General features: G+C 53.4%; 20 protein-coding genes. 7 read left to right on the plus strand and 13 right to left on the minus strand.

Features of this window, described 5'->3' with window-relative positions; translation table 11 throughout:
* Positions 1–4: 4 nt before the first annotated feature.
* From EHN13_RS03625 to EHN13_RS03660, 8 genes are all read right to left on the minus strand, one after another.
* A complete protein-coding gene (locus EHN13_RS03625) occupies positions 5–751 on the minus strand; it encodes an oxidative stress defense protein (RefSeq protein ID WP_124020901.1) in 747 nt (248 codons plus the stop codon).
* Positions 752–844: 93 nt separating this feature from the next.
* A complete protein-coding gene (gene argO, locus EHN13_RS03630; RefSeq protein ID WP_003027005.1) occupies positions 845–1480 on the minus strand; it encodes an arginine exporter ArgO in 636 nt (211 codons plus the stop codon).
* A gap of 149 nt (positions 1481–1629) precedes the next feature.
* Positions 1630–2490: a small-conductance mechanosensitive channel MscS gene (locus EHN13_RS03635; protein ID WP_003027007.1), complete on the minus strand. Its 861-nt coding sequence runs from the start codon at positions 2488–2490 to the stop codon at positions 1630–1632.
* A gap of 126 nt (positions 2491–2616) precedes the next feature.
* The gene (allS, locus tag EHN13_RS03640) at positions 2617–3549 is read right to left on the minus strand and encodes an HTH-type transcriptional activator AllS (protein WP_061068532.1); all 933 of its coding nucleotides are present in this window, start codon (positions 3547–3549) and stop codon (positions 2617–2619) included.
* Positions 3467–4339 (minus strand): oxamate carbamoyltransferase subunit AllH family protein, encoded by an 873-nt coding sequence (locus tag EHN13_RS03645; RefSeq protein ID WP_124020902.1) that lies wholly within the window; start codon positions 4337–4339, stop codon positions 3467–3469. Before EHN13_RS03645 ends, allS begins: the two co-directional genes overlap by 83 nt.
* Before the next feature lie 38 nt (positions 4340–4377).
* Positions 4378–5640: a YlbE family protein gene (locus tag EHN13_RS03650; RefSeq protein WP_124020903.1), complete on the minus strand. Its 1263-nt coding sequence runs from the start codon at positions 5638–5640 to the stop codon at positions 4378–4380.
* A 16-nt stretch (positions 5641–5656) separates the two neighbouring features.
* Positions 5657–7318, minus strand: coding sequence for an acyl-CoA synthetase FdrA (locus tag EHN13_RS03655; RefSeq protein WP_124020904.1), 1662 nt, complete (start codon positions 7316–7318; stop codon positions 5657–5659).
* A 13-nt stretch (positions 7319–7331) separates the two neighbouring features.
* Positions 7332–8555: an MFS transporter gene (locus EHN13_RS03660; RefSeq protein WP_105242192.1), complete on the minus strand. Its 1224-nt coding sequence runs from the start codon at positions 8553–8555 to the stop codon at positions 7332–7334.
* 338 nt (positions 8556–8893) lie between these two features.
* Here EHN13_RS03660 and EHN13_RS03665 point away from each other — a divergent pair, with 338 nt between their 5' ends.
* Positions 8894–9799, plus strand: coding sequence for a carbamate kinase (locus EHN13_RS03665; protein ID WP_124020905.1), 906 nt, complete (start codon positions 8894–8896; stop codon positions 9797–9799).
* A 57-nt stretch (positions 9800–9856) separates the two neighbouring features.
* Here the strand turns inward: EHN13_RS03665 and fbaA are convergent, their stop codons facing one another.
* The 3 genes from fbaA to epd form a co-directional block, all read right to left on the minus strand.
* Positions 9857–10936: a class II fructose-bisphosphate aldolase gene (fbaA, locus tag EHN13_RS03670; RefSeq protein WP_003027029.1), complete on the minus strand. Its 1080-nt coding sequence runs from the start codon at positions 10934–10936 to the stop codon at positions 9857–9859.
* Between the two features lie 88 nt (positions 10937–11024).
* Entirely contained in the window at positions 11025–12188 is a 1164-nt protein-coding gene (gene pgk / locus EHN13_RS03675) for a phosphoglycerate kinase (RefSeq protein WP_003027032.1), read from the minus strand.
* A 39-nt stretch (positions 12189–12227) separates the two neighbouring features.
* Positions 12228–13256 (minus strand): erythrose-4-phosphate dehydrogenase, encoded by a 1029-nt coding sequence (gene epd, locus EHN13_RS03680; protein ID WP_003027035.1) that lies wholly within the window; start codon positions 13254–13256, stop codon positions 12228–12230.
* Positions 13257–13630: 374 nt separating this feature from the next.
* Between epd and EHN13_RS03685 the strand changes: the two genes are divergently transcribed.
* Genes EHN13_RS03685 through EHN13_RS03705 form a run of 5 tightly spaced genes read left to right on the plus strand, consistent with a single transcriptional unit; the run spans position 13631 to position 16676 of the window.
* On the plus strand, positions 13631–14056 hold the full coding sequence (locus EHN13_RS03685) for a PPC domain-containing DNA-binding protein (RefSeq protein ID WP_124020906.1): 426 nt from the start codon (positions 13631–13633) through the stop codon (positions 14054–14056).
* Positions 14057–14080: 24 nt separating this feature from the next.
* A complete protein-coding gene (locus EHN13_RS03690) occupies positions 14081–14659 on the plus strand; it encodes an ECF transporter S component (protein ID WP_115642903.1) in 579 nt (192 codons plus the stop codon).
* A complete protein-coding gene (locus tag EHN13_RS03695; protein ID WP_044700834.1) occupies positions 14660–15367 on the plus strand; it encodes an energy-coupling factor transporter transmembrane component T in 708 nt (235 codons plus the stop codon).
* The gene (locus EHN13_RS03700) at positions 15355–16032 is read left to right on the plus strand and encodes an ABC transporter ATP-binding protein (RefSeq protein ID WP_124020907.1); all 678 of its coding nucleotides are present in this window, start codon (positions 15355–15357) and stop codon (positions 16030–16032) included. Before EHN13_RS03695 ends, EHN13_RS03700 begins: the two co-directional genes overlap by 13 nt.
* Positions 16026–16676 (plus strand): ABC transporter ATP-binding protein, encoded by a 651-nt coding sequence (locus EHN13_RS03705; protein ID WP_101742763.1) that lies wholly within the window; start codon positions 16026–16028, stop codon positions 16674–16676. Before EHN13_RS03700 ends, EHN13_RS03705 begins: the two co-directional genes overlap by 7 nt.
* 60 nt (positions 16677–16736) lie before the next feature.
* Here EHN13_RS03705 and tkt read toward each other — a convergent pair whose 3' ends face one another.
* Positions 16737–18728: a transketolase gene (tkt, locus tag EHN13_RS03710; protein ID WP_048213189.1), complete on the minus strand. Its 1992-nt coding sequence runs from the start codon at positions 18726–18728 to the stop codon at positions 16737–16739.
* A gap of 279 nt (positions 18729–19007) precedes the next feature.
* Here tkt and loiP point away from each other — a divergent pair, with 279 nt between their 5' ends.
* Positions 19008–19766 (plus strand): metalloprotease LoiP, encoded by a 759-nt coding sequence (loiP, locus tag EHN13_RS03715; RefSeq protein ID WP_003027053.1) that lies wholly within the window; start codon positions 19008–19010, stop codon positions 19764–19766.
* Positions 19767–19962: 196 nt separating this feature from the next.
* On the opposite strand, the gene speB is transcribed toward loiP, so the two are convergent.
* Entirely contained in the window at positions 19963–20883 is a 921-nt protein-coding gene (gene speB, locus EHN13_RS03720; RefSeq protein WP_003027056.1) for an agmatinase, read from the minus strand.
* Positions 20884–20989: the final 106 nt, after the last annotated feature.

Here is a 20989-nt window from a genome sequence, read left to right on the forward strand (position 1 = left end):
AGGATTACTGAGTTTTGGCAGGCGTTGCCGCTGGTTGCCCCGCCGTCGGCTCAATCTGGAAGACGACATCAACCTGATCGTCAAACTGAATAACCGGCTGTTCGTAGGTTTCCTGAGCAGAGGCAGCAGGTGCCGCGTCTGCCTTCATCATCCGTACCATCGGGCTAGGCTGATAATTGGAAACGTGGTAGCGCACACTGTACACCGGGCCAAGTTTGCTATTGAAGCCCGCAGCCAGCTGTTCCGCCTGATGAATGGCATCATCAATTGCCGCTTTACGCGCTTTATCTTTATAAGCATCCGGTTGGGCAACGCCCAGTGATACCGAACGGATCTCATTCAGACCAGCCTTCAGCGCGCCATCGAGCAGCGCGTTGAGTTTGTCCAGCTGACGCAGCGTGACTTCTACGGTGCGCACCGCACGATACCCTTTGAGGATACTTTTACCGTTCTGGTAGTCGTAGTCCGGCTGGGTACGCAGGTTTGCAGCGTTAATATCCTTCTTCGCTATCTGGTTTTGTTCAAGGAAGGACAGATATTGCGCCACGCGCTCATCGGCCAGCTTCTTAGCTGAGGCCGCATCCTTGGCAGCAACGTTCACTTCAATTGCCAGCGTGGCGATGTCTGGTGTCGCATCCACGCTTGCTGTTCCGGAAGTCACGATGTGCGGTCCATTTGGCAACTCATTTGCCTGTACCGATAGTGCGCTGAATCCGACTAATGCCGCCAGGGCCATTATTTTGAACTTCACGGTCGTTCCTCCATGTTTCATTAATTACCCCGAAACTCAGGGCACATGCAGGCAAGCTTAGCCGATCTCGCTGCGTTGTCCATCAGACAACACTTAGTTGAACAACGCATGAACGTGCGCAACACCTTCTTTTGCCAGTTGAAAAGCGATAAACCACATCACTAATCCTACCAGGGTATTGATGATGCGCTGTGCTTTAGCCGTGCGCAGACGCGGAGCCAGCCAGGCCGCCAGCAATGCCAGACCGAAAAACCACAGGAACGAAGCGCTGACGGTTCCCAGCGCAAACCAGCGCTTAGGCTCAACGTCCAGTTGGCCCCCCAGACTCCCCAGCACCACAAAGGTATCCAGATAAACATGTGGGTTTAGCCAGGTTACCGCCAGCATGGTGGCGATGATTTTCCAACGTCCCTGCTTCATTACCTCGGCGCTGGCCAGTTCCAGATTACTGCTCATCGCCGTTTTTAACGCGCCAAAACCGTACCAGAGCAGAAACGCCACTCCGCCCCAGGTGACCAGCGCCATCAACCACGGCGACTGCATCAGCAAAGCGCTACCGCCAAAGATACCGGCGCAGATCAGCACTAAATCGCTGATAGCACAGAGTAAAGCAATCATGATGTGATACTGGCGGCGAATGCCCTGGTTCATCACGAAGGCATTTTGTGGACCAAGCGGAAGTATCATGGCCGCACCAAGTGCAAGCCCTTGAAAGTAATACGATAACACGTTAATCATCCCGAACTGTTTCTCTTAGGAGCAGACTATAGCGCGGGAAAATCATTAGCGGAAATTGATAATTTTAATCGCAGATTAGAGAAAATAATGGGAAGGAAGTTTTATCGGCCCGGAAAGCGATAGCGCCACCGGGCACGCGATTACTCTGCCGCGCGCTCTTTCACACGCTTGAAGTTCACATCCATCTGCGGATACGGGAAGCTGATGCCGTTGGCATCGAACTCGCGCTTAATGCGTTCCAGCACATCCCAGTAGACGCTTTGCAGATCGCTGCTGTTGCTCCAGACGCGTACGACGAAATTAATTGAGGAAGCCCCCAGCTCATTCAGGCGCACCGTCATTTCACGGTCTTTAAGAATGCGATCTTCCGACTGAATGATATCAGTGAGGATTTTTTTCACCTGATCGATATCAGAGTCGTAAGCCACACCGATAATAAATTCGTTACGACGAACCGGCTCGCGAGAGAAGTTAATGATGTTCCCGGCAATAATTTTACCGTTTGGGATCACAACAATCTTACCGTCAACGGTGCGCATAGTGGTGGAGAAAATCTGCACGTTGAGTACGGTTCCCGCTACGCCGCCGAGGTCTACATACTCACCTGCGCGGAACGGACGGAACATCACCAGCAGGACACCTGCGGCGAGGTTAGACAGCGAGCCTTGCAACGCCAGACCGACGGCTAAACCTGCGGCACCGAGAACGGCGATCACGGAGGCAGTTTGCACCCCAACGCGGCCCAGAGCGGCAATCAGCGTGAAAGCGATAATACCGTAACGCACCAGTGCAGAGAGGAAGTCGGCAACGGTGGCATCAATTTTACGCGCCAGCATCAGGCGGTTAACGGTATTTGATACGATGCGCGCCACGATCATACCGATAATGACAATTGCGATGGCCGCAACGATGTTGACGGCATAGCTCAACAGCAGTTCCTGGTTACGCACCAGCCAGGTGCCCGCACCGTTTATGCTGTCGACAACATTCAAATCTTCCATTTAGTATTCCTTGGTCATGTCAAAAAAATTCATGAGATCATTCTCACAAAAATACTGTACTAAAGGTAAACAAAAAAGACCGAACATGCCATTTTTCAACATGATCCAATAAAAGCATTCGTAAATTCAATGATCGGTTGGTTGATCAATCATCCGCAAGAACCCGCTGACCAGTGGATCTTTCTGCTTAAAGATTTCGGCAATTTCACTGACCACCTTTCCGCTACCTGCATTCTTCCAGGCGATAGAGAGCGGTGACGGTTGGCGTGGATTGATTACCTCACGGGCAACCAATGCTCCGGACTCAACATAAGGACGACACATCCGCTCCGGCAAGAAACCGACCCCGAGGCCGCTTAAATGACAGGCCAGCTTGGTACTGAGATCCGGAACTTTGATCTCCTTTTGACCACTGAGCAGCCAGGCAACGCGGCGCGTAAGCGTGCGCGAGGTATCTTCAATATTAATCGCCGGGTAACGACGCAGCATATCGTCTGACAGTACAGGCGCGGGGTGGCGAGCCAGAGGATGATTCTGCGCCACCACAAACTGCCAGCTGATGTCACCGAGTGACAACAGAGAAATATTATTGGACAACGACTCCGATCCGGTGACGCCAATGGCTAACTGGAAATCGTCATACAACAGTGAATCCCACACGCCCATATAGACCTGTCGGGAAATCTGAAAGCGGGTAAAGGGAAATTGTTGATGCAGCCAGGTCAGTAAATCCGCCGTGGTCTGTGGCTGGTACAGCAGATTATTGATAACGATATTCACCTGCCGTTCAACGCCCGCATTGATTTGCTGAAGCTCATCCGGCATCGCATCCAGCCAGTTGAGCCACTGCCGGCAATGCTCAAGCAGATGCTGTCCGGCCAATGTCAGACTGACAGTGCGCGTAGTGCGCATGAAGAGTTGAGTCCCCACCTGCTCTTCCAGCGTTTTGATACGATAGCTAATCGCCGCTGGCGTTTTATGGAGTGAGCTGGCTGCGCGGGAAAAACTCTCCGTCTCCGCAACCCGAATAAACGTGCGTATTGTTTCCTGATCGAGCATGCATTCTCCTTGGATCGTTCCTCTGTAACCACTGTTGAGCTATTGCTATCCCTAGCAATATATCTGCTCCCGAGGTATGACCAACAGCAAGCAGATGCGCAATTGCAAAATGAGACTCGCGCCCCGGTTGTAAAGCGCGTATGACCTTCTGCACTGATGTAGAAAACTCCCCCACTCTGGCGCTGTTCAAATAGCTGCAACTGACTGATGTAGTGAGTTTTGCCAGCTGTTTCGCCGGAGGTAAAAAATACTGAAGTTGCGCAGAAAACCCTGCGGCATACAGTACGGCCAACATGCCAGTCAGCATGTCATCACCGCTAGGCGTCAGCCCAGGTCCACATCCGATCAGCCAGCTCCAGTCGGGGGTCATGCCGCAATACCAACAATCAAGCTGCTTAATAATCTCAGAATAGTGCGACATCGTGTGAACCGGTTGATTTAGCGCTCCGCAGAGGCCACTGTGTTGCGTACAAAAAGAAAGATCGACTGGGGCAATGGCGATGGAGCTTATTGGCAATTGCAGTATGCGACGCGGGCAAATTGTGATGTTTTTCCCTCGCAGGATATTTCCTTGTTTGCTTAGCCATTCAATCTGAGCCACGTGGGGAAACTGCACGGTACTCAGCAATACGGCTGTCGGCCCCATTCCTTTTCCGTGGCGAAGCAACGTCAATAACTCACCGTCTGGACGGCAAAAGTTAATCGCCTGCGTAAAACAGCTATGCCGTCTCCATTCGCCATCGGGTAGCCGATAAAACCCGGCGCAGGCTAGAGCATTAATTGTCTTCATCAGTAATACTCAGGGGCGGCCTTGCCGCCCCTTCAATATCAGGCGGTGATGTGATGTAGTTCGGCCAGAGCTTCAAGTGCTTTTTCAAAACAGAGTAGCGGTGCGCGTACGGTTCCCGCTCCCACCTGACCAATCCCCGCATCTTTATGTGCGATACCGGTGTTAATTAGCGGCGTAATCCCTGTTTCGACTACACGGCGGATATCCAGCCCCAGACATGCCCCCTTGAAATCCCATGAGGGGATCTGAAACAGCGGGTTGTTGGCAAGATAAATCTCCGCCATCTCTTCTGAGGTTTCCAGCGCCGCGCCCATACCACCCGCGCCGACGAAGCGCGTTACGCCGGGTGCCGCAATCATTGCTGCACCACCAATCCCCAACGTTTCTGTGATGGCGCTGTCGCCAATGTCCGGATTCGCGTCAACCTGACTATAGCCGGTAAAAAACAAACCCTGCGGCGTATTTACCGGCGCGGTAAACCAGCGATCGCCAGTTCCGCTCACGCGAATGCCGAAATCACGACCGTTACGCGTCATCGCAGTGACCACTGAGCCTGCCTTAATTTCCGCCGCGGCATCCATCACTGCCTTACTATAGGCCATAGCCAAATTGAGGAAGAATTGGTCTGTTACGCTCAGGAACTGCAGTACCTCAGTGATTTCCGTCTTCGGACGATCCAGACCCGCGATCACCGGAGAGAGTGTACGCAGTAACAGAGAAGAGGCGGCAATATTACGCTGGTGGAACTCATCGCCCATGGTGATGGCCTGCGCCATCATTGCCGTCAGATCGACGCCATTTTCCATCAGCGAGAGCGCTTCCTGTAGTACTGGCGCCAGCGTGTCGCGCATCCAGCGCAAGCGCTTTTGCACGTCATCGCCGTAGGCGCCAAAACGCATCACTTTGCCAATACCTTCATTGAGGTTGCAGCAGGACTGGTTACCATGCACAACGTCGCGCACCACCAGCACCGGCATATTAGCGGAGGTGATTCCTCCCATCGGACCTACCGCGCCAACGTGATGGCAGGGGATAAAATCAACCTCACCCTGCTCCAGCATCCGCACGGCATCTTCTTCCGTCACCGCCCAGCCTTCAAACAATGATGCGCCAATGCAGGCTCCGCGCATTGGGCCGGTCATCTCTTCCCAGGCGATCGGCGGACCAGCGTGCAATAATTTGCGTCCAGAAGACAATTCGGCCACCGCTTCTTTTGCAGGGCGCACAGCAACCCAGTGGGGACGCGCGGCTTTAATTCGTTCGATAATGGCTTCGTTGGCCTGTGCAATAGATGAATACATATCCGTACCTCTGAACTTAATGTAACTGTTTGAGTAAACTGGCAAGACGGGCGTTGCCACCGGCAACAGGTGCCCACTGATAATGCACAACCGGCGTACCGCTGCTTTGCAGATCCAGTGCAAAGCTGCGTAATCCAGCGTTAATGACCTGTACGCCATCAAGGAGTGCGCTATGGGATGCCGGGATGCTACGTTCCTGGTGATGTGTCAGGTTGACGGCGAGTAAAACTGCCTCTTCCAGCGTTTCCACCACCGCTATCCCAGCCTCGCGAAGTATCTCCGCCTGCCCACAGCGCCCCTGCGGATCGGCATCGGTTCCGGTCAAAGTGGCAATCACCACCAGCGGGGCGGCACGTTTGGCTCGCACCTGCTCTACCGCCTCAACAACCGCTCCAGCTGGGTCAGCACAGGCGCCATAGCCCAGCACCACATCCAGAAGCAGTACGCCCACATCCGGCAACGCGGCCAGTTTTTCGATCTCAATGCTGCGAGTCGTCGGGTCAATCATCGGATGCGGTCTGCCCAGGGTGTAGCTGTCGTCCCCCAGGTCGACAATGCGATGGCCACCGCCTTCCAGCATCACTCCCTGGTCATGGCTTTCGCTAACGGGTACTCCCAGCCCGGCAGAGAGCAACATAGCGGCTTCAGCTGCCAACGTGCCGCCGGCGTACAGACCGTAAATACCTTTACCGGCCACTTCCGGTTGAACCTGTCTCTGCAGTGCCACACGCATCAGCAATACCGCCAGTTGTGCAGCATCAGAAAGTGAATTCGCCAGCCAGACGTTACCTTCGCGACGCTGCTCCGGCTTGCTTCCCAGAAACAGCGCGACAACCGGTTTACCCACGTTTTGCATCGCGGCAATAATGCAGGTTCGCACCTGCGGTGACGGTGGTTTAGAGACAAACGCAATCACCCGCGTGGCATCATCCGTAGCCAGCATTTCCAGTGCGGTCAATGCGCTGATGCCGCCAACATCAGCACTCAGGTCGCGACCCCCCAGACCGATAGCGTGGCTCACACCCTGCTGGTGTAGTGCAATCTGCGAAGTAATTTCCTGAATCCCGGTGCCTGACGCGCCAATCACGCCAATCCCGCCTTCAGGGAGTACGTTGGCGAAAGCTAATGGACTTCCGGCTATCATCGCGGTTCCGCAGTCTGGTCCCATGACGAGAAGCCCGCGCTCGCGCGCCAACGTTTTCAGCTCAACTTCTTGCTCCAGCGGCACGTTATCGGAAAAGAGCATCACGTTTTTGTTCGCCAACAGTCCCTCTTTAGCAACGGACGCGGCATATTCCCCAGCGACCGATATCAGCAACAGATTAGCCTGAGGCAATTTCTGGCACGCACTTTCGAAGCGACGTGCTTTAACCAGTTGATGCGAACTCCCTGACGCATTGGTAATCGCGTTCAGCTCTTTTTCCAGTTGCTCACGGATCAAATCCAGTATCCCGGGCTCTTCGCCTTCGGTTCGGACTGCGACACAAATATCGTTTGGCGTGGCGTCAGCAAAGTCGTCGTGCCAGAATCCGGTGGAATCCAGCATTGATTTATTGGCTGGCGTTCCCATCATGACTGAAACCTGATCGACTTCCGGGCGTTCACTGAGTTTTCGGGAAATGATCATCAGGCTGACGGAATCCTGAAAACTTCCCTTTTTAATAAAGGCGTAAATCATTACCGCTACCTCTTTATGTGCGTTTTTCTTTTAAAAACAGCATTGCAACTAAACCGATAGCCAGCAGAGTGGCTGAAACATAGAAGCTGGAAGCCAGGCTTCCGGTCATATCACGTGCCGCGCCGGCAATAATGGGGGCAAGAATAGATGAGCTCATGCCGATGAAATTAAATAAACCAAATGCGGTGCTGTAGTTATTTTCATCCACGCTGTCGGCAACCAGCGCAACCAGTACTGGATCCAGCGCCAGTTTACCCACCAGACCATAGACACACAGCGCAATGATTACCCCTGTCATATTCGGCATCCAAATAATTGACAGCATGCTGATAATCGCTACCGGCACCAGAAACATAATTAATGGTTTTCGCTTGCCTAATTTGTCAGAAAGGCTGGAGAATAACAGCGCGCCAGGAATTGAAATCCAGGCCACCAGCGAAGAGATAAACCCGGTTTCGCTACCGGCAATACCACGTTCATTTTGCAAATAATAGGGAAGCCAGGTCAGGATTACGAAGAAACCGAACAGGCTACAGAACACCATTATATAAGTAATAATTAAGTTACGATTTTTTAGCAGGTCGCTGAACTTACCTTTTTTCACCGGCGCACCATCGACATCAGCGGTGCGTTTCTTCTCTTTTACGAACAGCCATATAGCCACCCCGACCAACACCGAGGGAACCGCCATCGCATAAAATGGCATGCGCCACGAATGTCCTTGATCGTATACCAGCCAGCTTGAGGTCATCAAACCCAGCGCAATACCAAAGGCCATACCACTGTTGATGATCGCACTACCAAGAGAACGATATTTCTTCGGGATCTGCTCGGAAGAGAGACCGTATTGCGGACCGTAGTAGGTTCCTTCACCAGCCCCCGTTACCACGCGGGCAAATAGCAACGTATACCAGCTTTTCGCCCAACCAGTAACCGCGGTGAAAACACCAAATAGAATAAATCCTGGAACCAGTACTTTTTTCTTACCAATTTTGTCGCCCAGAATTCCGGCTGGAACCTGAAGCAAAGCATAAGAAAAATAGAACACGGAATTAAGAATACCTAACTGTGTGCCGCTTAAACCAAATTCCTTTTCTAATTCGCCCATCACCGGATTGAGCACCGTACGGTCGGCGTACATAAAAATCCATCCGAGCCAGAACAGGAAAACGGTGACCCACCAGGCCGGTATTCCCTTTTTCTTTGTGGCCTCAGCCACTTCATATGAACCAGACATAAGCAATCTCCCGGTAATAATTACCGCTGAATACCTCATGTTACCTGACACGATACGTGAGGTTTGATGTTTTAACTGCGCCTACCTTATCGGGGTAAAAATTTATTTCATTTGAACAAAGTCACACAAAATCCATTGTTATAAATTCCTGGGAACTGACCACAGCATTATTAAAAAAAGTCTAATAATCATTTTTAAAACAATTTAAATAAAGAGACTGAAATCATCATTAATTATCGAGTTATTTTTGTAGATATTTTACTTGTCGCTCCCATCACATAATAAAGGTAATAAAACGTTATTTTGACCGCGAGATAATTTGCATAATGAGGTCATCAATGAAAAAGAGAATTGTCATTGCTCTTGGCGGTAATGCGTTATTACAGCGCGGAGAAATTTTGAGCGCAGAAAACCAGCGGCGGAGCATTCAGGTATTTGCTGAGATGGCAGCCGAATTAGCCCGTGACTATCAGTTGGTCATTGTTCATGGCAACGGCCCTCAGGTTGGCCTGCTGGCGCTACAGAATGCAGCATACAAAGAATCCCCGGTCTGGCCGCTGGATATTCTGGTCGCGGAAAGCCAGGGAATGATCGGTTTCGCTATTACTCAGGAACTGGCGTCATCCGCGGGTAACTCTCCCGTCACAACGCTGATGACCCGGGTTGAGGTGGATCCGCAGGACGAAGCCTTCTCAGCTCCCGGTAAGTATATTGGCCCCGTGTATCAACCGGATCAACAGGCAGAGCTGGAAGCACGCTATGGTTGGCAGATGAAAACCGATGGGCAATATATTCGCCGCGTGGTTCCCTCACCGACTCCGCTGAAAATTCTCGATAGCGACGCCATCCGTACGCTGATGGATGCGGGACATACTGTGGTTTGCTGTGGCGGCGGCGGCATTCCGGTTATTGCACAGGGTGATGGTCACCAGGGTACCGAGGCCGTCATTGATAAGGATTTGACTGCTGCCGTTCTGGCACAATCCATCAACGCTGACCATCTGCTGATTCTGACAGACGCCGATGCCGTGTATGAAAACTGGGGAACACCGCAGGCGCGTGCGTTACGACATGCTACCGTTGAGGAACTTTCACCATTTGCCGCGCCTGATGGCGCGATGGGGCCTAAAGCGGCGGCGGTGATGCAGTTTGTCAAACAGACAGGAAACGCGGCATTTATCGGCGCCCTGAAAGATGCCCCGCAGATTCTGGCTGGAGAAAAAGGCACCTGCGTGACAAAGTAAACCGAGATGAAAAAAAGGCTTCCCGGAGGAAGCCTTGTTTGTCGTTAGCAGACTGAATTACAGAACGTCAACCGCGTTCAGTTCTTTGAAAGCCTGTTCCAGACGGGTGATCATGGTTGCCTGACCAGCACGCAGCCATACGCGCGGATCGTAGTATTTCTTGTTCGGCTGATCTTCGCCTTTCGGGTTACCCAACTGGCCCTGCAGGTAAGCTTCGTTTGCTTTGTAGTAGTTCAGAACGCCTTCCCAGGTAGCCCATTGGGTATCGGTGTCGATGTTCATTTTCACTACGCCGTAGCTTACGGAGTCTTTGATTTCCTGAGCAGTAGAACCGGAACCGCCGTGGAAGACGAAGTTCAGGCTGTTGTGCGGCAGGTTATGTTTCTTAGAAACATAGTCCTGAGAGTCGCGCAGGATGGTCGGGGTCAGAACCACGTTACCCGGCTTGTAAACGCCGTGTACGTTACCGAAGGAAGCTGCGATGGTGAAACGCGGGCTGATTTTGCTCAGCTCGGTGTACGCGTAATCAACGTCTTCCGGCTGGGTGTACAGTGCAGAAGCGTCCATGTGGCTGTTGTCCACGCCGTCTTCTTCGCCACCGGTGCAACCCAGTTCGATTTCCAGAGTCATGCCCATTTTGGACATGCGCGCCAGATATTTGGAGCAGATTTCGATGTTCTCTTCCAGAGACTCTTCAGACAGGTCGATCATGTGAGAAGAGAACAGCGGTTTGCCGGTTGCTGCGAAGTGTTTTTCACCCGCGTCCAGCAGACCGTCGATCCACGGCAGCAGTTTCTTCGCGCAGTGGTCAGTGTGCAGGATAACCGGAACACCGTAGTGTTCAGCCATCTGGTGAACGTGATGTGCGCCAGAGATAGCACCCAGGATTGCAGCGCCCTGAGGAACGTCGGACTTCACGCCTTTACCCGCGATGAAAGAAGCACCACCGTTGGAGAACTGTACGATTACCGGCGCTTTAACTTTTGCAGCGGTTTCCAGTACGGCATTGATGGAGTCGGTACCAACGCAGTTAACAGCTGGCAGAGCAAAGTTGTTTTCTTTAGCTACCTGGAAAACTTTCTGTACGTCATCACCAGTGATTACGCCTGGTTTTACGAAATCAAAAATTTTAGACATGTTGCGAGTCCTGTATCTTCGGCCTTGGAAAGGGCGCGCGCTCTAAAGCGCGCTAATAATTGGGCAGGTTTCCCTGCCCATTAAATTCTTACTTTTTAGCACGCTCTTCGAGCATGGCTACTGCTGGCAGTACTTTGCCTTCCACGAATTCGAGGAACGCGCCGCCGCCAGTAGAGATGTAGGAGATTTTGTCAGCAATGCCGAACAGGTCGATTGCTGCCAGGGTGTCACCGCCGCCTGCGATAGAGAATGCTTCGCTGTCTGCGATGGCATTAGCAACGATTTCAGTACCTTTGCGGAAGTTCGGGAATTCGAACACGCCAACCGGGCCGTTCCACAGAATGGTTTTCGCATTCTTCAGGATGTCAGCCAGCTGCTGTGCAGAAGCGTCGCCGATATCCAGGATCTGCTCGTCTTCTTTCACATCGCTTACGGACTTCAGAGTAGCCGGTGCGGTTTCAGAGAATTCAGTTGCAACGCGAACGTCGGTTGGGACCGGGATGTCGCAAGTGGTCAGCAGACGCTTAGCTTCGTCAACGAGATCTGCTTCGTACAGGGATTTACCCACGTTGTGACCTTGAGCAGCAACGAAGGTGTTCGCGATACCACCGCCAACGATCAGTTGGTCAGCAATTTTTGACAGAGAATCAAGAACGGTCAGTTTGGTAGAAACTTTAGAACCACCAACGATAGCAACCATCGGACGAGCAGGTTCTTTCAGTGCTTTACCCAGTGCATCCAGCTCGGCAGCGAGCAGCGGACCTGCACAAGCGACATCGGCGAATTTACCGATACCATGAGTAGACGCCTGCGCACGGTGAGCAGTACCGAAAGCATCCATAACGAATACGTCGCACAGAGCAGCATATTTTTTGGACAGTGCTTCGTCGTCTTTCTTCTCGCCTTTGTTAAAGCGAACGTTTTCCAGAACAACCAGTTCACCGGCAGCGACTTCAACGCCGTCCAGGTAATCTTTTACCAGGCGAACCGGAGCAGACAGTTTGTCTTTCAGGTAGTTAACAACCGGCAGCAGAGAGAATTCTTCGTTGTACTCGCCTTCGGTAGGACGACCCAGGTGGGAAGTTACCATCACTTTAGCACCCTGTTTCAGGGCCAGTTCGATGGTCGGCAGGGAAGCACGGATACGCGCATCGCTGGTTACTTTCCCTTCTTTAACTGGTACGTTCAGGTCCGCACGGATAAAAACGCGTTTACCAGCCAGATCCAGATCGGTCATCTTAATTACAGACATGGTGAATCCTCTCGTTGATTCATAAAGTTTTGTCGACGCTCAAGCGTCGAGCCTGAAACCAATAGCAGCCATCGCTAACGTCGTGTCGAGCATACGGTTAGCAAAGCCCCATTCATTATCACACCAGACCAGCGTTTTGATCAGGTGAGCGCCACTCACGCGCGTTTGCGTACCATCAACGATGGCGCTGTGCGGGTCGTGATTAAAATCTACTGAGACCAACGGTAATTCCGTATAGTCAACTATACCATGAAATGCACCTTGTGCTGCTTTTTGCAGCAACTGGTTGACTTCACTGGCTTTTACTGGTTTTTTCACCGTCACGCTTAAGTCGATCGCCGTCACATTTATGGTCGGTACACGCACCGCTATCGCTTCAAAACGATCGTTAAACTGCGGGAAAATTCGCGTGATGCCCGCCGCCAGTTTGGTATCAACCGGAATGATCGACTGGCTGGCCGCTCGCGTGCGGCGCAGGTCAGGATGATAAGCATCAATAACCTGCTGATCGTGCATCGCGGAGTGGATCGTGGTGACGGTACCAGACTCAATGCCGTAAGCATCATCCAGCAATTTAATGACGGGTATTATGCAATTCGTGGTGCAGGAGGCATTGGAAACGATCCGGTGCTCAGCGCGCAGCTGATCCTGATTAACGCCAAACACAACGGTTGCGTCGATGTCGTGACTACCAGGATGTGAAAAGAGCACTTTCTTTGCGCCGGCGGCAATATGCGCCTCGCCGTGTTCGCGGCTGCCGAAGACCCCCGTACAATCCAGCACAACGTCGACACCCAGTTCGCGCCACGGAAGCGCATCGAGCGTTCGCTCATGCAGAATGCGGATCGCGTCATCGCCAACGATGAGCTGGTCTCGTTCCTGACGAACATCCCAGGCAAAACGCCCATGGCTGGTGTCATATTTCAACAAATGCGCCATGCCTGCAGCATCCGCCAGTTCGTTGATTGCCACCACGGTGATTTCCGCCCGACGCCCGGATTCATACAAAGCACGAACCACGTTGCGTCCGATGCGACCGAAACCATTAATCGCTACGCGTACGGTCATAGGTCTCCTGCAAGGATTTCTCAGAAACGATGTGGCAGACAGAGTAATGCAGCAAATCGCTCAGGGAAACCTTACCTGTCGCAAACTGCGACTAATTGGTTAATTGTCGAACATTTAATCGACTGAAACGCTTCAGCTAGAATAAGCGAAACGCGGAATAAAAGGAATGATTGTCCAGCAACAGAACACAGTTATCTGACTTACGTCACATTTTAACGTCCTTCAACGCGACTTTTATTCCATATTCCAGAATTACGAATAACCGTAGCAAGATTATTTCGTTGCCATGTCACAAATCCTGATTTATATCAGAAAGCTCCCTAACCCGCGTCTATATTATCAGCGCAACGTCCGAGTCTCGGAGTCCCTCAACTATGACAACATTCTATCCCCAACCTTCTGAAGCTCGCTTTCATGCGCTGCGTTTATTACCGGGCCAGGAAGTCTTTTCAGCGCTACACGCTTTTATCCAGCAACATCAACTACAGGCAGCCTGGATAGCGGGTTGCACCGGCAGTTTGACCAACATTGCTCTGCGCTTCGCCGGACGTGAAGAAACCACATTACTTACGGGTACGTGGGAAATTATCTCTATGAACGGCACGCTGGAACTTACCGGCGAGCATCTCCATCTGGCGGTTGCTGACCCACACGGCGCGATGCTGGGCGGACACATGATGCCGGGCTGTACCGTGCGAACCACGCTGGAGCTGGTGATTGGCGAGTTGACGTCTCTGGCATTCAGCCGTCAGCCCTGCGCCGTTTCCGGTTATGACGAACTGGTTATTTCATCCCGCTAACGCTTCACTTATACGAGGTCTTTTATGACGCGTCGCCAATTTTCCAGCCAGTCTCTGGTTCTTATTGTCATTGCTATCGCTATCAACATGGTCGGCGGGCAGCTTATCAGCATGTTGAAATTACCTATTTTTCTCGACTCGATTGGCACGTTGATAAGCGCAGTGCTGTTAGGCCCGGTTGTGGGGATGCTAACCGGATTACTCACTAACCTGTTGTGGGGGTTACTGACCGATCCGATCGCCGCCGCCTTTGCGCCCGTCGCCATGGTTATTGGACTGGTCGCCGGTTGGCTGGCACGGGCAGGATGGTTTCGCACCTTACCCAAAGTCGTGGTCAGCGGCGTAATTATCACGCTTGCCGTGACCCTCGTTGCCGTGCCGATTCGCACGACTCTGTTCGGCGGTGTCACCGGCAGCGGTGCGGATCTTTTTGTCGCCTGGATGCACTCGGTCGGTCAGAACCTGGTGGAGTCCGTCGCCATTACCGTCATCGGAGCGAATCTGGTCGATAAAATCCTTACGGCAATCATCGTCTGGGTGCTGCTGCGACAGCTTCCGCTGCGCACCACGCGCCATTTCCCTACGATGTCTGCCGTGCGTTAAATGCATCCGTTTACGTCGTTAACTCTGTGGGCGCTTGCCGCCTGCTCCACGCTCCTGCTGCCAGCCGGAGTGCCGCTCAGCTTGTACAGCGCCGCGACGTTTGTCGGTTTGCTATGTATGAAGGCTACGCGGTCGCGGGCGAAATACGTACTCTGGCTGATGATCCCCTTAGGACTGGGGCTATGGCTGGTACACGGCGGATGGCTTACCGAGTGGATTAGCGGGCAGCCGCGCGCACCAGAACGCTGGGCCGATGCCGTTACGCTCTGGCTGCGGATCCTGGCCATTGTGTCGACATCGCAGATGTGGATGCAGTACGTGCCGGTTGCGCGCTTTATGCGCGCCCTGTTTGCTTCACGCCTGCCGCCAGGCGTTGCCTATCTGTTCGCAGGCCCGCTGCTGGTGGTTGAACAACTCAAACACCAATTGGCGATTATTCACGAGGCTCAGCGCGCACGCGGCGTACCGCTGGATGAATCCTGGTACCAACGTTTACGCGCTATGCCGGCATTAATTGTGCCGCTCACCCATAACGCGCTCAATGACCTGGCCGTTCGCGGTGCAGCGCTCGATATGCGGGGATTTCGCCTGCATCGCACTCGCACCACTCTATGGGCGCCGCCAGACAGCACCTTACAACGTCTGGCCCGCTACGGTATGGTGGTTCTGATGGCAGTTGAGACAGGAATCTGGATATGGTTACGTTAGAGCAGTTTCGCTATATTCCGACGCACGCTATGCGGCCATCCGCCTGTTACGATTTCCATTACGCCAGGCCTGGTATGGTGGCTATTTTTGGTGAGAACGGCAGCGGGAAAAGTACGCTGGCACAGCTGATGGCTGGCTGGTACCCCGACTTCCTTCCGGGAGAAATTGAGGGCGCAGGCACGCTACTGGGTAATCCCATCGGGCAACTATCGCTGGTCGAGCAGTCGAGTACCATCCAGCTTGTGCAGCAGTCACCTTACCTGCAGCTTTCAGGTTGTACTTTCAGCGTGGAGGAAGAAGTGGCGTTTGGCCCGGAAAATCTCTGCCTTACCGAGACTGAAATTATGCAGCGCATAGATGCCGCCCTTACGCTGACGGAATGTCAGCCTCTGCGCCATCGTCATCCCGGCACCCTTTCCGGCGGGGAAACCCAGCGGGTGGTGATTGCCAGCGCACTCGCCATGCAGCCGAAAATATTGATTCTGGATGAAGCGTTCAGTCGCCTGACGGCGCAAGCCACGGCAATGCTGCTGGCTCGACTGCAGCAGTGGGCACAGGAACAGCATGCTTTGGTGATACTTTTCGAACGCAACCCTTCACCTTTTCTCAGCTACTGCCAGCAGGCATGGCAACTGCGCGACGGAGCATTGTCATCACTATGCTAACGCTAAACCAGGTCAGCTATCGCTGGCCGAACGCCGCCGATGACTGTTTACGCAATATTTCGCTGGAACTCCAGGAGGGGGAATGGCTGGCGCTAACGGGCGATAATGGCGCAGGAAAATCCACGCTTTTGCGCATCATGGCCGGGCTACTGACGCCCTCATCCGGCACAATAACCGTTCAAAATCGTGCGATTGCGCAACTGAAAAACCGGGAGCGCGCCAGGGTGCTCGGCGTACTGTTTCAGGAGGCGGAGAATCAAATCTTTCACAGCAAGGTTGCAGAGGAAGTGGCCTTCGGATTACGGCTACAGAAGCTTCCGGCGACTGAAATTGCGCAACGCACGATGGCGGCGCTGCGATTATGTCAGTTAGAGGATGTCGCCGACGCGCACCCGCTCGATCTGCATACTGCACAACGACGTATGGTTGCCGTCGCCAGTCTGGAAGCCCTCGAACCCGCTATTCTACTGCTGGATGAGCCCAGCCGGGATTTTGATGCGCACTGGCTTGGCGTCTTCGAAAACTGGCTCGCAGTGTGTCGTACGCGTGGCGCCAGCGTTGTGGCGATCAGTCATGACGCAGCATTTACGCAGCGCCATTTTTCGCGCGTAGTACGTCTTGAAGCAGGTCAGCTACGCACGTAACTACCCTGATAAGCAAAAAAACGGGCCGCCTGAGCGACCCGTTTTCACCTGTAATCGAAATTACAGCAGTTCTTTTGCTTTCGCGACCACGTTGTCTACGGTGAAGCCGAATTCTTCAAACAGCAGTTCTGCCGGTGCAGACTCACCAAAGGTAGTCATACCGACGATAGCGCCGTTCAGGCCCACGTATTTGAACCAGTAGTCAGCAATGCCTGCTTCGATAGCGACGCGAGCAGAGACGGCTTTCGGCAGTACGGATTCACGGTAAGCCGCATCCTGCTTGTCGAATGCATCGGTAGACGGCATGGAAACCACGCGCGCTTTCACGCCTTCAGCGGTCAGTTTGTCCCAGGCAGCCACGGCAAGTTCAACTTCAGAACCGGTGGCGATGAAGATCAACTCCGGCTGACCCGCGCAATCTTTCAGCACGTAGCCACCGCGAGCGATGTTCGCCAGCTGCTCTGCGGTACGTTCCTGCTGTGCCAGGTTCTGACGGGAGAGGATCAGCGCGGTCGGGCCGTCCTGACGCTCAACACCGTATTTCCATGCTACTGCGGATTCAACCTGGTCACACGGACGCCATGTGCTCATGTTCGGGGTCACACGCAGAGAAGCAACCTGCTCTACCGGCTGGTGAGTCGGGCCATCTTCACCCAGACCGATAGAGTCGTGAGTATAGACCATCACCTGACGCTGTTTCATCAACGCAGCCATACGCACCGCGTTACGGGCATATTCCACGAACATCAGGAAGGTGGAGGTGTACGGCAGGAAACCACCGTGCAGGGAAATACCGTTGGCGATAGCGGTCATACCGAATTCACGTACACCGTAATGGATGTAGTTACCGGCAGTATCTTCGTTGATGGCCTTAGAACCAGACCACAGAGTCAGGTTAGACGGTGCCAGGTCAGCAGAGCCGCCGAGGAATTCAGGAAGCCAAGGACCGAAGGCTTCAATCGCGTTCTGAGACGCTTTACGGCTGGCGATTTTCGCCGGATTAGCCTGCAGCTTAGCAATGAATTCGTTGGCTTTCGCGTCGAAGTCAGACGGCATTTCACCTTTCATACGACGGGTGAATTCAGCAGCTTCCTGCGGGAAAGCTTTGGCATAAGCAGCAAACTTCTCGTTCCATGCGGCTTCTTTTGCCTGGCCGGCTTCTTTCGCATCCCACTGCGCGTAGATTTCAGACGGGATTTCGAACGGCGCGTATTTCCAGCCCAGCTGTTCGCGGGTCAGTGCGATTTCTGCATCGCCCAGCGGTGCACCGTGAGAGTCGTGGGTACCGGCTTTGTTCGGAGAACCGAAACCGATGATGGTTTTGCACATCAGCAAGGACGGTTTGTCGGTCACTGCGCGTGCTTCTTCAACAGCGCGTTTAATGGCGTCAGCATCGTGACCATCTACACCACGAATCACGTGCCAGCCGTAAGCTTCGAAACGCTTCGCGGTGTCATCGGTGAACCAGCCTTCAACGTGGCCATCGATAGAGATGCCGTTGTCATCATAGAACGCAACCAGTTTACCCAGTTTCAGCGTACCGGCCAGGGAACATACCTCGTGAGAGATACCTTCCATCATGCAGCCGTCGCCCATGAAAGCATAGGTGAAGTGGTCAACGATGTCGTGACCAGGACGGTTAAACTGCGCCGCCAGCGTTTTTTCAGCGATAGCCATACCCACTGCATTCGCAATGCCCTGACCCAAAGGACCGGTCGTGGTTTCAACACCCGCGGTGTAACCCACTTCCGGGTGACCCGGCGTTTTGGAGTGCAGCTGACGGAAGTTCTGCAGCTCGGACATCGGCAGATCATAGCCGGTGAGGTGCAGCAGGCTGTAAATCAGCATTGAACCGTGGCCGTTAGACAGCACGAAGCGGTCACGGTCAGCCCAGGACGGGTTAGTCGGGTTGTGGTTCAGGAAATCACGCCACAGGACTTCGGCAATGTCAGCCATACCCATCGGGGCACCCGGGTGACCGGATTTGGCTTTCTGTACTGCGTCCATGCTCAGCGCACGAATAGCATTGGCAAGCTCTTTACGTGAGGACATTTTGACTCCAGATCGGATAATGAAGGCCACGCCCTAAACGACTTGACGACAGCGCGTTTTGGGCTACGCCGGAAAAAAGTGCCAACAATGTAACCCAAGCCGCGTGTCATGTACATGGAGCATCCTTTTGCCGCTTCAGAAATCTCTGGATCATGCGCGCAAGTTGCGCAATCTTCTCGCCCGCTTATTGTTCTTTTCTTTATACTTAGGCCGAGCGTCGGTTCACCTGTAAACGACGCATTTTTTAGAATAATCCTGACCTTGTGCGGAAGAGAAAAAATGAAAATTCGCGCTTTACTGCTTGCTACGAGCATGGCGGCGGCATTGACCGGCTGCCAGAACATGGACTCAAACGGACTGCTTTCCTCAGGCGCAGAGGCTTTCCAGGCCTACAGTCTGAGCGATGCGCAGGTAAAAGCGCTGAGCGATCAGGCCTGTAAGGATATGGACAGCAAAGCTACCATCGCCCCGGCTGGCAGCGAGTATGCAACGCGTCTTGGCAAAATCGCCGCCGCGCTTGGCGATAACATTAACGGCCAGCCGGTGAACTACAAAGTGTATATGGCGAAAGATGTGAATGCCTTTGCCATGGCGAACGGCTGTATCCGCGTATACAGCGGCCTGATGGATATGATGACCGACAACGAAGTCGAAGCGGTGATCGGCCACGAAATGGGTCACGTTGCGCTGGGTCACGTGAAAAAAGGGATGCAGGTTGCGCTGGGTACGAACGCCGTGCGCGCAGCTGCGGCTTCCGCTGGCGGTATTGTCGGCAGCTTGTCGCAGTCGCAATTGGGCGATCTTGGCGAGAAACTGGTGAACTCGCAGTTCTCCCAGCGTCAGGAATCCGAAGCGGATGATTACTCGTATGATCTGTTGCGCAAACGAGGGATCAATCCGGCAGGCTTAGCCACCAGTTTTGAGAAACTGGCAAAACTGGAAGCAGGACGTCAAAGCTCAATGTTTGACGATCACCCGGCATCCGCAGAACGTGCGCAACATATTCGCGATCGCATGAGCGCAGACGGGATCAAATAATCTTCGAACAGTGCCGGATGGCGGCGTGAACGCCTTATCCGGCCTACAGAATGACAAATTTAGTCCAGCGATCGGGCGTTATTGGCGAAGTCAGTTTGAGACCGGACAGCGCACAGCCACCGGAGCGTACACGTAGTACGTGAGGATGGCGAGCACTGCCCGGGTTCAAAATGGCGAGTAAAATAGCCCGAAACCGTTACTCGCCTTTTTTCGCCGCCTGGATATAGAGCATTTCTAATGCCAGCGTTGCCGCCGCCAGTGCGGTGATCTCTGACTGATCGTAGGCCGGAGCCACTTCAACAACATCCATCCCGACGATGTTCAGATCTTTCAGACCACGTACCAGTTTTATCGCGCGATCGGACGTCAGGCCGCCGATCACTGGCGTACCGGTTCCCGGTGCAAACGCCGGATCCAGACAGTCGATATCAAAAGTCAGGTATACCGGCATATCACCGACAATCTGCTTAACCTGAGCGATGATGTCATCAACGCTGCGGTCGTTAACCTGACACGCATCCAGCACGGTAAAGCCGTTGTCTTTGTCGAACTCGGTACGAATACCGATCTGCACAGAGTGATTCGGATCGATCAGACCTTCGTTCGGCGCAGTGTAGAACATGGTGCCGTGGTCGAATTCGCAGCCGTTCGCGTAGGTGTCGGTGTGGGCGTCAAAGTGCACCAGCGCCATTTTACCAAAGTGTTTAGCGTGCGCGCGCAGCAGCGGCAGCGTGACGAAGTGGTCGCCGCCAAAGGAGAGCATGCGCTTACCGGCAGACAGCAGCTTCTCAGCATGCGCCTGCAGTTTTTCACTCATTTCACGCGCATCCCCGAACGCATAAACCAGATCGCCGCAGTCCACCACGTTCAGGCGCTCGCGCATATCGAAGTTCCACGGGAAGCGGTTGTGCTCCCAGGCCAGGTTGGTGGAAACCTGACGGATCGCCGCCGGGCCATGGCGGCCGCCCGCGCGACCTGACGTTGCCATATCAAACGGTACGCCGGTGATCACCCAATCGGCGTCGCTGTCGTAAGGCATGAAGTTCATCGGCAGACGCAAAAAACCAAAGGCGTTAGAAACCAGGGAGTTGTCGTATTGATGACCTAAGGTGCTCATGTACTGACCTCTTTTAAAATCGGTGAAAAAAAATCCCCTCCGCGTCGTTAAGCCCGACGAGGAAGGGATTGATTTACGTGACTACTTGTATGGGCGAATTATCGCC

The sequence above is a fragment of the Citrobacter youngae genome (assembly GCF_003818115.1).
GTDB classification, from domain to species: domain Bacteria; phylum Pseudomonadota; class Gammaproteobacteria; order Enterobacterales; family Enterobacteriaceae; genus Citrobacter; species Citrobacter youngae.

Excerpts from the sequence above, each read along its gene's own strand:
- EHN13_RS03635 (WP_003027007.1), bottom strand. The coding sequence starts at position 2,490 with ATGGAAGATTTGAATGTTGTCGACAGCATAAACGGTGCGGGCACCTGG.
- allS (WP_061068532.1), bottom strand. The coding sequence starts at position 3,549 with ATGCTCGATCAGGAAACAATACGCACGTTTATTCGGGTTGCGGAGACG.
- EHN13_RS03645 (WP_124020902.1), bottom strand. The coding sequence starts at position 4,339 with ATGAAGACAATTAATGCTCTAGCCTGCGCCGGGTTTTATCGGCTACCC.
- EHN13_RS03650 (WP_124020903.1), bottom strand. The coding sequence starts at position 5,640 with ATGTATTCATCTATTGCACAGGCCAACGAAGCCATTATCGAACGAATT.
- EHN13_RS03655 (WP_124020904.1), bottom strand. The coding sequence starts at position 7,318 with ATGATTTACGCCTTTATTAAAAAGGGAAGTTTTCAGGATTCCGTCAGC.
- EHN13_RS03660 (WP_105242192.1), bottom strand. The coding sequence starts at position 8,555 with ATGTCTGGTTCATATGAAGTGGCTGAGGCCACAAAGAAAAAGGGAATA.
- EHN13_RS03665 (WP_124020905.1), top strand. The coding sequence starts at position 8,894 with ATGAAAAAGAGAATTGTCATTGCTCTTGGCGGTAATGCGTTATTACAG.
- fbaA (WP_003027029.1), bottom strand. The coding sequence starts at position 10,936 with ATGTCTAAAATTTTTGATTTCGTAAAACCAGGCGTAATCACTGGTGAT.
- pgk (WP_003027032.1), bottom strand. The coding sequence starts at position 12,188 with ATGTCTGTAATTAAGATGACCGATCTGGATCTGGCTGGTAAACGCGTT.
- epd (WP_003027035.1), bottom strand. The coding sequence starts at position 13,256 with ATGACCGTACGCGTAGCGATTAATGGTTTCGGTCGCATCGGACGCAAC.
- EHN13_RS03685 (WP_124020906.1), top strand. The coding sequence starts at position 13,631 with ATGACAACATTCTATCCCCAACCTTCTGAAGCTCGCTTTCATGCGCTG.
- EHN13_RS03690 (WP_115642903.1), top strand. The coding sequence starts at position 14,081 with ATGACGCGTCGCCAATTTTCCAGCCAGTCTCTGGTTCTTATTGTCATT.
- EHN13_RS03695 (WP_044700834.1), top strand. The coding sequence starts at position 14,660 with ATGCATCCGTTTACGTCGTTAACTCTGTGGGCGCTTGCCGCCTGCTCC.
- EHN13_RS03700 (WP_124020907.1), top strand. The coding sequence starts at position 15,355 with ATGGTTACGTTAGAGCAGTTTCGCTATATTCCGACGCACGCTATGCGG.
- EHN13_RS03705 (WP_101742763.1), top strand. The coding sequence starts at position 16,026 with ATGCTAACGCTAAACCAGGTCAGCTATCGCTGGCCGAACGCCGCCGAT.
- tkt (WP_048213189.1), bottom strand. The coding sequence starts at position 18,728 with ATGTCCTCACGTAAAGAGCTTGCCAATGCTATTCGTGCGCTGAGCATG.
- loiP (WP_003027053.1), top strand. The coding sequence starts at position 19,008 with ATGAAAATTCGCGCTTTACTGCTTGCTACGAGCATGGCGGCGGCATTG.
- speB (WP_003027056.1), bottom strand. The coding sequence starts at position 20,883 with ATGAGCACCTTAGGTCATCAATACGACAACTCCCTGGTTTCTAACGCC.